General features: G+C 59.2%; 12 protein-coding genes. 7 read left to right on the plus strand and 5 right to left on the minus strand.

What is annotated here, in order from left to right; genetic code table 11:
* Positions 1–120 precede the first annotated feature (120 nt).
* The gene (locus HDF10_RS05750; RefSeq protein ID WP_183811270.1) at positions 121–3687 is read right to left on the minus strand and encodes a trifunctional glycoside hydrolase family 18/polysaccharide deacetylase/glycosyltransferase family 2 protein; all 3567 of its coding nucleotides are present in this window, start codon (positions 3685–3687) and stop codon (positions 121–123) included.
* A 115-nt stretch (positions 3688–3802) separates the two neighbouring features.
* Here HDF10_RS05750 and HDF10_RS05755 point away from each other — a divergent pair, with 115 nt between their 5' ends.
* From HDF10_RS05755 to HDF10_RS05775, 5 genes are all read left to right on the plus strand, one after another.
* A complete protein-coding gene (locus HDF10_RS05755) occupies positions 3803–5236 on the plus strand; it encodes an ArnT family glycosyltransferase (protein ID WP_183811272.1) in 1434 nt (477 codons plus the stop codon).
* Positions 5237–5258: 22 nt separating this feature from the next.
* Complete coding sequence (locus HDF10_RS05760; protein ID WP_183811274.1) at positions 5259–6485, plus strand: ATP-grasp domain-containing protein; 1227 nt, start codon at positions 5259–5261, stop codon at positions 6483–6485.
* A gap of 118 nt (positions 6486–6603) precedes the next feature.
* A complete protein-coding gene (locus HDF10_RS05765; protein WP_311718241.1) occupies positions 6604–6930 on the plus strand; it encodes a PilZ domain-containing protein in 327 nt (108 codons plus the stop codon).
* 3 nt (positions 6931–6933) lie between these two features.
* Positions 6934–7719, plus strand: a complete 786-nt coding sequence (locus HDF10_RS05770) for a response regulator transcription factor (protein WP_183811276.1) — start codon at positions 6934–6936, stop codon at positions 7717–7719.
* 392 nt (positions 7720–8111) lie between these two features.
* Positions 8112–8501, plus strand: a complete 390-nt coding sequence (locus tag HDF10_RS05775; protein WP_183811278.1) for a hypothetical protein — start codon at positions 8112–8114, stop codon at positions 8499–8501.
* 44 nt (positions 8502–8545) lie between these two features.
* Here the strand turns inward: HDF10_RS05775 and HDF10_RS05780 are convergent, their stop codons facing one another.
* The gene (locus HDF10_RS05780) at positions 8546–9109 is read right to left on the minus strand and encodes a DinB family protein (protein WP_221271415.1); all 564 of its coding nucleotides are present in this window, start codon (positions 9107–9109) and stop codon (positions 8546–8548) included.
* A 1284-nt stretch (positions 9110–10393) separates the two neighbouring features.
* Between HDF10_RS05780 and HDF10_RS05785 the strand changes: the two genes are divergently transcribed.
* Complete coding sequence (locus HDF10_RS05785) at positions 10394–11161, plus strand: phenylalanine 4-monooxygenase (RefSeq protein WP_183811280.1); 768 nt, start codon at positions 10394–10396, stop codon at positions 11159–11161.
* A 125-nt stretch (positions 11162–11286) separates the two neighbouring features.
* On the opposite strand, the gene HDF10_RS05790 is transcribed toward HDF10_RS05785, so the two are convergent.
* A complete protein-coding gene (locus HDF10_RS05790) occupies positions 11287–11799 on the minus strand; it encodes a hypothetical protein (protein WP_183811282.1) in 513 nt (170 codons plus the stop codon).
* A 499-nt stretch (positions 11800–12298) separates the two neighbouring features.
* Between HDF10_RS05790 and HDF10_RS05795 the strand changes: the two genes are divergently transcribed.
* Positions 12299–13201, plus strand: coding sequence for a PEP-CTERM sorting domain-containing protein (locus HDF10_RS05795; RefSeq protein WP_183811284.1), 903 nt, complete (start codon positions 12299–12301; stop codon positions 13199–13201).
* On the opposite strand, the gene cobA is transcribed toward HDF10_RS05795, so the two are convergent.
* Complete coding sequence (cobA, locus tag HDF10_RS05800; RefSeq protein ID WP_183811286.1) at positions 13198–13956, minus strand: uroporphyrinogen-III C-methyltransferase; 759 nt, start codon at positions 13954–13956, stop codon at positions 13198–13200. The two genes, HDF10_RS05795 and cobA, sit on opposite strands and share 4 nt — an antisense overlap.
* Positions 13953–14594 (minus strand): precorrin-2 dehydrogenase/sirohydrochlorin ferrochelatase family protein, encoded by a 642-nt coding sequence (locus HDF10_RS05805; RefSeq protein ID WP_183811288.1) that lies wholly within the window; start codon positions 14592–14594, stop codon positions 13953–13955. Before HDF10_RS05805 ends, cobA begins: the two co-directional genes overlap by 4 nt.
* Positions 14595–14602 lie beyond the last annotated feature (8 nt).

Here is a 14602-nt window from a genome sequence, read left to right on the forward strand (position 1 = left end):
GCGCGAGTCGTACTCCCTCGTCGCTTGTGAGATAGGGATAATCACAGTGCGTCCCTTATTGGATGCACTGCACAAAGAGTTCGATGGAGTGCCAGCTTCGGGGCAACCGCCCAAAACCAGCTAAGCCCCCTCCGTAAGCTTCTCCGTCGCCTTCGACATCTGTGCCGTCCGTTCCAGCTTGTCCCAGTTGAACGGCTTGCCGTCGATCGCGCGCTTGACCGTCTTGAACAGCACCACCGAAAACAGCTGCCGATAGGTAAACCGCTGAATCCAGATGTGGAACAGCAGCCAGCCATCGCCCTTGCTCGCGGGATGCTTTCGTTCCAGCGCAAACGCCAGCGCCGAAGCCGCGAAATCGATCACCAGAAACGCAGCAAAGAAGGCCAGCAGCTTGTAGAAGCTGTCCGTCGAGGCCGTCTCCGGATGAAAGTGTTTATCGATGATGTAGTGAAAGACTCCAACCAAAAACATCAGGTCAATCAGCGGCGACACCAGCGGCAGAATAATCTGGAAGATCAGAATATTCGGCAGGGCAAACAACCCCATCGCCCGGTGTTTGCTGATCGCGCCCTTATGTTTATAGATCGCCTGCAAGATCCCGAACGACCACCTGAACCTCTGCCGCGTCAACCCATCCGCATCCACGGGAGCCTCAGTAAACGCCAGCGCCCGGTCCTCATAAATAACGCAGTATCCCTGCTCCAGCAGGTTCATCGTCAGGTCGGCGTCCTCGGCCACCGTGTTCGAATGATACCCGCCCCCAGCCTTTACCGGAGCCGTCCGCCACGCCCCAATCGCCCCTGGAACCACCATCACGACATCGAACAGATCCAGCGCACGCCGCTCAAAGTTCTGGCTCGTGATGTACTCCAGCGCCTGCCACCGAGTCCAAAGATTCACCCGGTTGCCGACCTTCGCATTGCCCGCCACCGCCCCGATCTTCGGATTCGCAAAGTGCGGCACCAGCCTCGCAATCGCATCATGCGCAATCACTCCATCCGCATCGATCCCGACGTAAATCTCCTCGTCGAGCCGCTCCAGCGCGTAGTTCAGCGCATCCGCCTTGCCCCCGTTCGGCTTGCTCATCACTGTCAGCCGCCCCGAGGCGATATCCGCAGGATATGCATCACGCGCAACATCAAACGTGTTGTCTTTCGATCCGTCGTCGATGACGATGATGCGAATATTCTTGTAAGTCGACATCATCACCGAGCGAATCGTCCGAACGATCACCTTCTCTTCGTTGTACGCTGGAATCAACACCGCAACCCTCGGCTGATACTCCGGCGTCGCAAAGTTCTTCCTCTTCCGGAAACGGTCGATGATCGCACACACCCCGATGATGATTAACCGCGCGCTCATCAGAACATCGCCGACAAAAAACACACCCACGACCAGGTAGTGCAGGAAGCTGTAGAAGAAGAACGTCAGCGAATCGGCGCGAGCCTGCCAGCGCTGGCGCGGCGTCAGCTCCGGCATCACCTCAGCGCGCGTCTTGCCCACCAGCTCCGACACCGGAACGATCTCATACCCCTTCGCCTTCAACGCTTCGATCAACACCGGCAGCGCCGCAATCGTAGCCGAGCGATCGCCTCCTCCATCGTGCAGCAGAATCACCGAGCCGCGATTCCACGGCCTCGTCTTCATGTCCTCAATCTGTTGAAAGACGCTGTCGGTAATCTCCTGCGGAGACTTGCGCGGATGCTCATCCCAATCGTTCGTATCGATCTTGTTGCCGACGATCACATAGCCAAGCCCCTGAATCTTCTCCACCGGCGCAGCCTGGTCGTTCGTATCCGGTTCCTGGTCGATCGAGTACGGCGGCCTGAAGTAAAGCGGCTGAACCCCAAGCTTCGAAGCGAACAACCGCTCCGTCAGGTTCAACTCCAGATCCACCTGCCGGTTTGAGATTTCGCTGATGTCCGGATGCGACCACGTATGATTTCCGATCTCGTGGCCCTCGCGAAACACCCGCTGCATCACGCCGACGTAGTCCTCGGCCACCTCGCCGATCATGAAGAACGTACCCTTCACGTTGTACTTCTTCAGGATGTCCAGAATCTTCGGCGTCCACTCCGGATCAGGGCCGTCATCGAAACTCAGCGCAACTTTCTTGTCGTTATAGCCATACTGCTCGACCGTATACGAGAGCGGATACGACGACATCGACTCCTGTGTCACCATCCGGTACTCCAGCGGCACCGTGTCGTCATCGTCCAACGTCACCACGCGATTGCCCGACTGGGGTTTGCGCGTCACGCGAAGAATGTCGCCCTGACCCTCCGTATCGACGTCGTACCCAGGCTCAACCTGCGCCAACTCCTTCACCGGGTCGACCTGCATCGGATGATCCCAGATCTTCCACATCGAATTATCTTCCGACCCCAGCCGCCACAGCGCGTATGTCTGAATTCCCAGCGCCCGCGCCGCCCGCATCTGGTTCAGGATCGTGACCGAGTCGAGAAACCACACCTGATGACGAACCTGGGCGTCCTCATCGTCGTACGCAAAGTGCACGTTCATCGAGTCGTCGTCGAGATCGATCTGTGATTCCGAGTCCGACGCCGCCTGCCACGCATCCTGCGTCGAAAGATCATGCGCCGACAGGACCTTTTCAGCAGCAGGCTGCTTCTTCGCGTGCGCCTTCCTGGCCCCCGGTTTGCCCACAGGCTCCGGTGGCGGCAGCGCCGTCGTCCAGTCATAGCCGTAGTTGCCCAGCGCACAGATAATCTTGTCCTTCGGAACCGTCTTCAGCACGTTCTTCAGGTTATCGACGAACCAGTCCTGCGAGGCGATCGGTCCCGGCTCGCTGTCGGTCTGGTGCTCGTCGTAGTTCATCAGCAGCAGACCATCCGAGTGGTCCGCCATGAACTTCAGATCCCAGTCATCGTCGCCCACCGGCGTGTTCACATACAATCGCAGATTACGCGGATGAAAGTCGGCGTACAGCGCCGCAATCAAAGCCCTGAAGCCGGGCTGCGCGTTCGTAGGAATCTCTTCGAAGTCGAGTGACAGCCCGCGATAGCTCGGGTTCCCCGCCAGAAAATTATGAATCTGTTGAACGAAAGAGGCCCGCGCCGTATCGCTCGAAAGAAATCCGCCCACCTCCGGCGCCCATATTCCCCTCTTCGGATCGTAGTTATTCACCAGCGGAAAGATATCCAGGTTCACATGGTTGGCCGCCACCGTTCGCGCCACCTTGCCCTCGCGATCCACCTGGTGCACTCCCGTCTTGTCCGCCACCTCATACGCGCGATTGTCCTGCGTGTAAGAGACCACCTCGCCCGTCGTGTTGACCACATGCAGCCACTCCGGAAACAGCAGGTCCACCTGCGCAATGTGCTGCTTCAGCGAAGAATAGCTCGCCGGATCGTCCTCCACGTAGTACGCCGCGCGCAGACCTTCGCCCGAGTTCAACGGAACGTCTCCCGGCTTCACATCCGTCTTCCGGTGGGCCGATCGATGCAGCTTCTGCCCTGGTTTCAACTGCGGAGTCGTCTGGTTCGCCAGCGCCCGGTAGTTGCGCTTCTGCGCCTGCAGAAACAGCTCCGGCAGAGGCTTCATCCGCAGCAGTCCAATGACGAAGATGGTCCCCAGCAAAAGTCCCAGCAGGGCGAGTACGTCAAAAATTCGGCGCAGCCGCTTCCAGCGCTTGCGTTGTGGATCGTAGAAGACTTGTCTATTCATTGAGGAGTACTGGCGACTCTGCGCATGCGGCTATGTCCCATCGTATGCAGGCGAAACCCCCGAGTCAACGCATCCCGCGAGAACCTTCGCCCTCGAGCAGTATGATGCAAAAGACATGACCAAAGGAAGGCTGAAGACGGTTCTATGGGCGGTGCTCCCGCTCGCAGCAGGGCTCGCCTTGCGTCTTTGGTATGTGCTGCATGCAGGCCGCATCGAAGGCGATACGCTCATCTACGGAGGCATCGCCAAAAACTGGCTGAAATATGGCATCTACGGATTCACCCTCGGCTCGGACATGCCGAAGCCAACGCTGATACGCCTCCCAGGCTACCCACTCTTTCTCGCAGTCTGCTTCCGCATCTTCGGCTTCGACCGATACGTCGCCATCATGTACCTCCAGTGCGCGATCGACCTCGCCACCTGCCTCCTCATCGCCGCGCTCTCAGGCCGGCTCTTCGGCCGCCGCTCCGCCAAAGCCGCTCTGTGGCTCGCCGCCCTCTGCCCCTTCACCGCCATCTACGCCGCAGCTCCAATCACAGAGACCCTCACCCTCTTCACCATCGCCCTCACCTTTTACAGCCTCGAGCGCTGGCAGAGCGCCAGCAGACCGTTCAACCGCTGGCTCGTCGCGATCACCGCCGCCATGGCCTACTCCGTTCTGCTGCGTCCCGAGCAGGGCCTCCTTCCCGCCACAGTCGTCCCCGCGATGGCCTGGATCGTATGGCAAAAGTCCGTATGGCAAGAGTCCGCACGCCGGCTCTCTCTCCTCTGCTTCAGGCCTGTCGCAATCGCAGCCCTCTGCGTCGTCTTGCCGCTCGCTCCCTGGGCCATCAGAAACTGGCACACCTTCCACGTGATCCAGCCGCTCGCCCCACGCAGCGCAACCGACCCCGGCGAGAGCATCCCCACTGGCTTTCAGCGCTGGTATCGCACCTGGGCCATCGACTTCGCCTCCACCGAGCAGGTCTACTGGAACTACGACAGCAGCGAACTCAGCATCGACGATCTCCCCACCCGAGCCTTCGACTCAGACGACCAGTACCAGCGCACCGTCGAGCTCCTCTCCGACTACAACCAGAACGCCAACGCCACCCCCGCCTTCGATCAGCGCTTCCGTGCCCTCGCCGAGCAGCGCATTCACGCCCACCCGCTGCGTTACTACATCGCTCTCCCCGTCGCCCGCCTGGCCAACATGCTCTTCCGCCCCCGCCCCGAGATGATGCAGATCGGCCTCGATTGGTGGAACTGGCACGAGTACCGCGGCAAGACCCTCCTCGCCTACGCCTCCGCCGCGCTCAACCTCGCCTACTTCCTCCTCGGAACCATCGGCCTCTGGCTCTGGCGCCGCCGCGGCTGGAGTCCCTACACCGCGCTGGCCTCCGCGATGCTAGGCTTTGTCCTTCTCCGCTGTGCCTTGCTCCTCACCCTCGACAACTCCGAGCCCCGCTACACCCTCGAGCTCTTCCCCCTGTTCATCGTCTGGGCAAGCTGCGTCTTCCGCACCATCTCCGATCAAACGAAGTCACCGATCAGCCAGCCTTACCAATAAAACAACAGCTACACTAGCTCCCATGCTGCAGCCCTATCGCGACCGCTTCAACGCGCAGTTCACCTCAGCCGGATACGAAGACCTCCTCGCCCAGCTGAACCGCCGCACCCGAACCCCCATCGACTTTCGTGTCGCCGAAACCCCCTGCTTCTTCCCCAGCTCCCTCCTGCAAGAGCTCGCCCAGACCGGCGCCCAGCTCACCCACCAGCTCCTCGACAACCCCGCCTACCTCCAGGCCTCCGAGCAGTGCGTCCCCGCGCAGTACCGCATGCCCAACCAGAACTCGCAGCCTAACTTCATGACCGTAGACTTCGGCCTTGTTCGCAACCCTGATGGCACCCTCAGCCCAAAGCTCGTCGAGCTCCAGGCCTTCCCCTCCATCTACGGCTATCAGGACATCCTCTGCCACCAGTACCTCGAAACCTACCGCCTCGACCCCGCGCTCACCTGGCACCTCGGCGGTCTCAACGAGCAGACCTACTGGCAGCTTCTTAGCAAAATCATCCTCAACCATCACGCCCCCGAAAACGTAGTCCTCCTCGAGATCGACCCCGACCACCAGAAGACCCTCCCCGACTTCCACATCTACGAGGACAAGTTGGGCATCGCCACCGTCGACATCACCACCCTCATCAAACGCGGCAACCGCCTCTTCTACCATCGCAACGGACGCGACATCCCCATCCACCGCATCTACAACCGCGCCATCGTCGACGAGCTCGAGCGCAAGCACATCCATCTCCCCTTCGACTACCGTGACGACCTCCAGGTCGAGTGGGCCGGCCATCCAAACTGGTACTTCCGCATCAGCAAGTTCTCGCTCCCCTATCTCGACCACCCCTCCGTTCCCAAAGCCGTCTTCCTCAATGACTGGTATGCCGACTGGGACGCCCACCGCCTCCCTGCCGGCCTCCCCGAAGACCGCGAGAAACTCCTCCTCAAGCCCCTTTACTCCTTCGCAGGGAAGGGAATTCAGTTCGCCCCCACCGACGACGAACTCAACGCCATCGCACCCGACCAGCGCCACCTCTATCTATTGCAACAGCGCATCGCCTTCGAGCCCGTCATCCACACTCCCCACGGCCCCACCCAGGCCGAGATCCGCATCATGTACCTCTGGCCCGACGGTGAAGCCCTCCAACCCGCCATCGCCCTCGTACGCCTCGGACGCGGTCTTATGATGGGCGTCGACCACAATCGCAACCAGTTATGGGTAGGCAGCTCTGCCGCCCTGTGCCCCCCGATGTAACCCTCTACTCACAAAAAAGCTGGCACTTGGGAAAAGGTGGGGTAAACTCCACAGTGTCAGTCATTGGCGGGTTTGCGTATCCATGTCCTATCTGCAATCCAGGTCCGGAGGAGGTCGAGTGGCTCAGTGGCAGATGCCAAATGGGGAAAATCCAGTTCGCACCGCAGTACGTTTCCCGATGAGACTCCCCATAAGGGTGCTGACGGAGAACGGCGAATTGGAAGCCATGACCGAGAACATCTCGGCCAACGGCCTGCTCTTTGTAAGTGATCAGTTACCACGCGTCGATAGCAGAATCGAGTTCACGATCGCAATGCCCGCTGCCGTCATGGGTGCCGCAAACGATGTCACCATACACTGCATTGGCCGCGTCGTACGCCACTATTTGCAGAATGGAACGAAAAAAGCCGCCGCTGTGATCGACGAATATTCTTTAAAGGCTTGATCTATGACAGTAGTCAATTTTGACCCAATCCGTACCAACGAAGACCTGCCGGAAGAGGACTCAACTCCCTCTGCAGGAATTCGTGTCATCCTCGCAGACTCACAGGCCATCTATCGCGTCGGAATGAAGAAGGTCTTCGCGCTCGAAGACGACATCCGCGTCGTCGCTCAGGTGGAAACGCTCCAGAACCTCTACGCCGCTCTCCAGCGCTACCCCACCGACGTCGTTCTCCTCGAAGGCCAGCTCATCTCAGGAACCATCGACGCCATCCCCGAGCTCGTCCGTCAGGCCCCCGAAGCCAAACTCATCGTTCAGGTCACCGAGTCCGACGAGTCCAACACCGTCGAGCTCTACCGCCGCGGCGTTCGCGGTGTCGTGCCCCGGTCCATCTCCCCCGACCTCCTGGTCAAATGCGTCCGCAAGATCGCCGAAGGCGAGACCTGGATCGATAACCAGTCCATCAGCTGGGTCATCGAGGCCTACCGCTCCCAGGCCACCAGCCTCACCGACCCCAAGGTCCAGCCCAAGCTCTCCAAAAAGGAGCTTGCCATCATCAGCTGCATCACCCGCGGCATGCGCAACAAAGAGATCGCCTACCAGATCGGCACCACCGAGCAGGTCATCAAGAACTACCTGCGCAAGGTCTACGACAAGCTCGGCGTCTCCGACCGGCTCGAGCTGGCTCTCTACTGCCTCCACCACGAGCTGCTGAAAAAATATCTCGTCGACGCCGAAGGCTCCATGGCCCCCCACACCGAACCCTCGCAACCCCTCCGCGCCAAGATGTAGCTCCCGGCCACTGCCAGTAGCCCTAGTTGCACCTGCTGTTGTCCCTTTGTTGTCATCCCGCTGGGATCTGCTTTTGTCTGCCGTTGTTCGTTCTTCCCAAACCCAACCAAACCCCCGTCATCCTGAGCGAAGTTGCTCACGGCTTTTTGTGAGCAACGCAGTCGAAGGATCCCCGTATTTGCTTTTGCGTTTGTCGTTGCTGTTATCTCTACCCCCCGCAAAAAAGGGCGGTCCACGCCGAACGCGCGCAGCCCTCCACGCTAAGAGGTAGCTGACTTTGTACGCGGCATGACTCCCATCCTGACGACGCGTTATCTAAGCGGTCAAAGGGTCGTTCCATCTCCCAGGTATCTCGCCCTGAAGATAACGTTCCCGCCAGCACGGAGACCATAATGAACCCAAAACAGATCACGCCACAATCGTTATACGTGGAGCTGGACCGAAGCTGCCTCTTGGTGGGTCTCCTCTTGGTAAGCTCCTGGTTCTTCGCAGCGTTCTCTTACCTCTTGTCGAGCAAGACGGGAACCGATTGGTTTAGTCGGACGGGTTCGGTGATGTGTCTGGTGGGCGCGGCCGCTACCTTCAGACTTGCCGGATTTTTGCAACAAAAGCTCACGATTGCGCTGAAACAAGGCCTCTTATCCGTGCAAAGAGAGATCGAGCTTATCCTGGACCCGCCCCATCGCTATCATCTGGTGCTGTACTGTGGCTATGCTACGGGCATCGTCGGCACGGTGATCTGGGGCTACGGCGACATGCTGCCTCGACTCTTGGCAAAGTAACAAGAGTGCCTCGCGGAAGAGTCTTCAAGTGAACCCACGCGATCTTACTTCTGTCCCTGGTTAGCCTGTCTTTCGCTGCTTGGCGGAACGATGCCTTTCATCCGCAGATAGGTGACCATGTTCCCGTAGTGTTCATCGGTGTGTGCCGTGTTGACTGAAAGGACAGTAAGCCTGGCGAGATCGTAGTTCATCATCTTCACCATCTGGCTACCCTGCGCGTCTGTCATGCCGGCAAACGCCTTGTTGCAGTAAGCTACGCCGTCTTTCAGCGCTGCCACCAGGTCTGCCTTCGAGGTCTTGGTCTTCTCAATTCCTTTCACGGGAATCGGTTCGCTGATAGCCGTCGAGCAGAAACCGTACTGCGCATCCGCCAGGTGGCCGACGAGTTGGCCAAAACTGCGAACCTCCGGTGTTGGCTTGAAAGAGTAGCTTTCTTCCGGCATCTTCTCGGCGGCGGCAACTACTTCGCTGCTGACCAATCCATAAAACCCTTTTTCGCTGCTTGTGATCGGATTAGGCGGCGCGGTCGCGGTCGCCGGCACTTGTGCCAGTACAGCGACGCAGGTGGCCATCAATGCGACGAGCACAGAACAAACTCTCTTATTCATGTGGACCTCCCTAATTTTGCAGATTCTTGATTTTGTAAATCTAGACCGGCTGAATCATAACCGCATCAACGGGAAACATCCACTAGAAGAGCCAGTGACTGATTCCGGATAGCCTGCCAACGTGCGAGTAAGTCTCCAACTATCACCTCACGCACTCCGCCCGTGCGGATTTGTGTCGCAGGCTGGGACGGCTTTCGGAGGCCCGTGCTTCGTATGAGAAGGCGCTGGCCTGGCTGGGCAGCGTTTCCTCGCGTTAAAACGAGGGTTTACGCGTTTTACAATTCAGTTTCAAAATATCGGTCAGACGGACATCCCTTAAATCAATGCTTACCGCAGTCGCATGAGCCATGATGCCCTTTGACCTTGTTGCAAGTCCTCAAGCAACCTGGATGTGAGCACGCGCCCGTGCAATCTTCGTAAAGATTGGGGGATATGTTGGGTTTCACGCTTGGCTGTTGCACCGGTGCAATAGTTAAATGTTGTTCCTGGTCAATTTCTTCGTCTACCGTTAGCTCGCTGTACATTGCCAATCTCCTTGTCAGAAGTGACCCTACTTGCCGCCTAGTCTAGCAGCCCGTGGTGCAATCCGCCTGAAACCCCAGCCCATCTATTGCGACACGCTGCCGCCGTTCATCGGTGGCTCTTCGCGTGACCCAGACACGGACAGGGCGAAGGCACTTTAGCCGCCGCCGCTTGCTGTCAATGACGCTGTTTTGGCTCCCCCGCCGCGCGACCTGGTCTAAAAGGCTACGTCTTTAAGAAGAGCGAGCAGCGAAGGAGAAAAGTCGCCGCGCGATGAGGAAGCGTTTCACCCTGCAGGTCGGCTTATGGGAAGTGATGTTTATCCGGGAAGGGAATCCGCAGCGGAGTTTCGCGCGCTGCCATTAGGGTCTGACTTCGCACCCGCCTCGGCAGCATTTGCCCGGACGCGGATAATGCCCTCTGTCAAGCCCCAAAACCACCTAACTCACTCACCCGCAAGCAGATCCCCGTGGCGCATTAGTTTCCCTCCACCAGCTATACTCAAAGCAGAAAGGAAAAGCCCCGGCCCAGGTCCGGGGTTTTCCCTTGCCATCAAGAGCTAACTAGCTGAATCAAAGTATTTTAGGCGCAGCCCTTTTAGATTGAATGCTTTGCGAGCGAATACCGGCTGCAAATCATTGAATCAAAGAGTTTTACTCCTAAAATACCCCACCCCCCGGGGGTACCCCGTATCCCCAGTGACACAATCGACGTCATAAAGATGTATCCTTCTGCTGTCATAAGGAGCCGACAACACAACCCATGGGAATCGCAACCTCAACGCTGAATCTGGCCCAAGGCAAACTGCAGGTGGCCGCGCCGTACCTTATCGAACAGACCTGGGCCGACTACACCCCCGAGCAGCACGCCATCTGGAGCGAACTCGTAACCCGCCGCATGCCCCAGCTCCGCCAGCACGCGTGCCGGGAGTATCTCGACGGCTTCAAGCAGATCGGCCTCCGCGAAGACCAGCTGCCCAACCTCACCGAGGTCAGCGCCCTCCTCCAGCCCCGCACCGGCTGGCAGTCCACCCCCGTCAGCGGCTTCCTCCCCGCAGACGCCTTCTTCGAGATGCTCGCCGCCCGCATGTTCCCCACCACCACCTGGCTCCGCTCCCGCGACTCGATGGAGTACACCCCGGAACCTGACATCTTCCACGACGTCTTCGGCCACGTCCCCATGCACGCCCACCCCGTCTTCGCCGACTTTCTCGAAAGCTACGGAAAGATCTGCGCCCGCCTCACCGACCCCCAGGCCCTCGAGCGCATGGGCCGCCTCTTCTGGTTCACCGTCGAGTTCGGCCTTATCCGCCAGAACGGCGAGATCAAGGTCTACGGCAGCGGCCTCATCTCCTCCCACGGCGAGTGCACCCGGGTCCTCGCCGGAGGATGCGAGGTCAAAGACTTCAACCTCGACGCCGTACTCAACCAGGAGTTCCAGACCAGCGAGATGCAGCCCGTACTCTACGCCGTCGAATCCTTCGACCAGATCTACGAAGCCACCAAGCAGGCCGAAGGCCGCCTGGCCTAAAGACAGTCTCGACCCTGGCATCCGGAGCGACTGAGAAAGAAACCGAAAGGCATTTCAGATTAAAGAAGAACGGCTGCGGACTCTATAGCCCGCAGCCGTTCTTTTATGAATCAATTGACCAACTGTTACCGGTGTCCGCCACCACCGTGACCTCCACCGCCGCCGTGGAATCCACCACCGCCACCACCGCCATGGAATCCGCCGCCACCGCCATGGAATCCTTCTCCACCGCCGTGGTATCCGCCGCCGCCAAATCCGCCACGGTATCCACCGCCATAGCCTCCACGGTATCCACCGCCATAGCCTCCATGGTAGCCGACGCCGCCGCGGTAGCCGTAACCACCGCGATAGCCGTAGCCGCCCCAACCGCCGCGGTAGCCATAGTAGCCGCCGCGATACCACGGGCCGGCGCCGATAAAGAGTCCGCCGCTAAACCACGAAGGACCATAGTAGCCGTAAGGTGCGCAGGCGTAGGGATAGTAGCCATAGTACCCGTACGAACAGACTGGAGCCGCATAGCCGTAACCCCCGTAAACAGGGCCGCCAATGCCGACGCCAACTGAGACCTGGGCGTGGGAGTAAGCCGCTGCCGGAACAATCAGCAAGGCGAGCAGAGCGAAATAGCGTAGAAAGCGCATCTTCAAATCTCCTGAGCAAAGCCCAGTACGCTGTCAAGCGTCAGTGGCTGTGCAGGATCCAGTCCTTTTGAGAAGGCCCGGCATCCTGATCTATAAGAACGCAAAACGGGAGAAAATGTTGTGCCTGTGGGTCAAATCTTGGTGCTGTGAGTCAATTTTGGTGGTCGACTTGCAATGAATTGCGTAGCGGCGACCCGACATGCCATCTTCGTCGTGCCGACGCCAACTGGCAGCCTGACGTCACTACGCCTGCCCCATCCACGGCGAAAGAGCGTCGACGTCAACAAGAATTCCCATTTGGTAAACAAAAAAGAGAGAAAAAGAGAAAACAATTCGCTAGTGCAGGGTAATATGTTCCCAACTGTGCAAAGATTTAGCTTGAATACTGCAACTTCCAGCAGGTTGAACGTGCCTTCTATTTGGTCCACTGATTGCATTAGCATCAACGTTCGTCCAACAAGGCACTATCTGGATGGACGAGAACTTTCTTAGGGGATTTATGCGTCGTTTTGCCTATCTTTTGCTTCTGGTGATCTTTGTAAGTGTCTCTGCCTCATGCGTAAGCGCATCAACCGACTGTGAGCGTTGGTTTGTCGCCTATCGCCAGGAGCTGGCGCACTCCCGCCAGATCCAGCGTATCGCTGCTGCAAAGCGCCGCGCCAAGCTGTACGCTCAACGCAAGATCCAGCCTCAGCCGAAGCCAAAGCTGATTCCCGCTGTCGCACCTGGCCCTCGCATGACTCGCCCACAGACGCTCCACCGAATCAACCTGGCTTGTGGCGTTCTACCCGACGGCGGCAGCGACGGGCCGCTCCTTGCAGAGGAGACACCAGGCCCCCTCCACACCGAACTCCCTCTCAATGACGCCATCGATCTCCTGCCAACCGGGCTGGGCGAGCCGATCGCCTCCAACAACGTCCCACCGCCTCCTTCCTATGGAGGCGTCTCCCCCGAGCTTCCGCAGGGCGGCCCACCCGTCTATACGCCAGTCTTCGGCGGTGGCGACCTGCCTCCCGGCACTCCAGGCAAGGGAGCAACAATACCTCCAAGCTCTCCAGGCACCCCAGGAACTCCAGGAACCCCCACCTCTCCCGGCACCCCAGGAACCCCGGGCGCACCAGGAACACCCGGCACCCCAGGAGCCCCCGGTACTCCAGGAGCACCAGGCACCCCGGGAGCCCCCGGTACGCCAGGAACACCCGGCACCCCAGGTACACCTGGAACCCCCGGCGCTCCTGGGACTCCAGGTACACCAGGAACACCCGGCACCCCTGATACTCCCGGAACGCCCGACACACCTGCTCCACCGGTCCCGGTTGTTCCCGAGCCTTCCAGCTACATCCTCGTCCTGACGGGAGTGGTCGGCGCAGCTGGTGCAATCCGTCGCAGATTCAAAGCCTAAGACTGTCCTAAGCCTCTTGTGACCTGCTGCGGCGCTTGAATAGCATTGCCGATCAGCAGGATCACAGGAGCAGGACCCACCGCGCTATCGTCAAGCTCGGCAAGAGTTGTGCTGTAAACATGCTCATCCGCCGCAGTTGCCTTGCTGATTGCAACACACGGCGTCTCACCGGCGATTCCTGAAGAGATTAGATCCTCTGCCAACGCACGAAACCTGCGGCCCGGCATATAGATCACCAGCGTGGCGTCCTCCGGCAGAGCTCCCGCCCACTTCGGCGTCAGTTCCAGCTTCTCCGCCGCATGGTGCGCTGTAGCCAAAATCAGCTTTGAAGCTGCGCTGCGATCTGTCAGCGGCGTCTTTAGTCTAGCGGCCGCAGCAAAAGCAGTCGTAATGCCGGGGACGATCTCGAACGGAATCTTCGCTCCACGCAGTGCGCCGATCTCCTCGCCCGCGCGCCCAAAGATCAACGGATCGCCGGACTTCAGCCGCAACACGGATCGGCCCGCCTGCGCCGCCCCCAGCATAAGAACGTGAATCTCAGCCTGCGTAATGCGCGGCTGCCCACACCGTTTCCCGACCGGTATAACCTCCGCCCCCCCATGGGCCAGCGACAGGATCTCCGCTGAGACCAGATCATCAGGCAGAATCAGGTCCGCTGTTTCAAGTAGTCGAAGAACTCGAAGGGTAAGCAGGTTCGGGTCACCCGGTCCTGCACCTGCTAAGTAGACGGTTCCTGGCTGAGCAGCAGCGTTCACGATTTCTTCTCGGGGAATGGATTCTTCAAAGCATGCTCACGGGCAAGCAGGCGGGAGGGGCAGGCCTCATAGCCGCACACCTCACGCTGTGCGAGTTGGTGAAGCAGCCACTTCCGCTCTTCATTTAGCGGCTCCATCTGTGTCACCTCACGGCGCAGATTCCCGAGGTCGGTCAGCCAGTCGCCGACATCCAAAGGCAGTTGCGAGTTGATCTCTTTGCGCAGCCTCTGTGCCAGCGCCGGGCTAGCCCCAGCGGTCGAAATAGCAATCTGCAGATCGCCACGCCGCACGACAGAAGGAAAGTAAAAGTCGCAGAACGGGGGATCGTCGACAGCGTTGCAGAGGAGGTTCTTCTCGGTCGCCTCCCGGAAAACGGCGCGATTTACCACAGGATTATCGGTCGCCGCGACCACAAGGAACTGCCCCAGCAGATCACCTTCCACGTAATCCCGGCGCAGCCATTCGAGCTCGCCCGCCGCCGCCCTCTCGACCACGTGAGGACGGGCTTCCGGCGCAATCACCGTCACCTTTGCGTGAGCCGCCAGCAGCGAGTCGATCTTCGCTTCAGCAAGATTTCCAGCTCCAATCACGATGCATGGCCGGCCGGCAATCTTCAGAAAGATAGGGAAAAGATCCATGAAACTAG

Source organism: Tunturiibacter empetritectus, assembly GCF_014201375.1.
GTDB lineage: Bacteria > Acidobacteriota > Terriglobia > Terriglobales > Acidobacteriaceae > Edaphobacter > Edaphobacter lichenicola_D.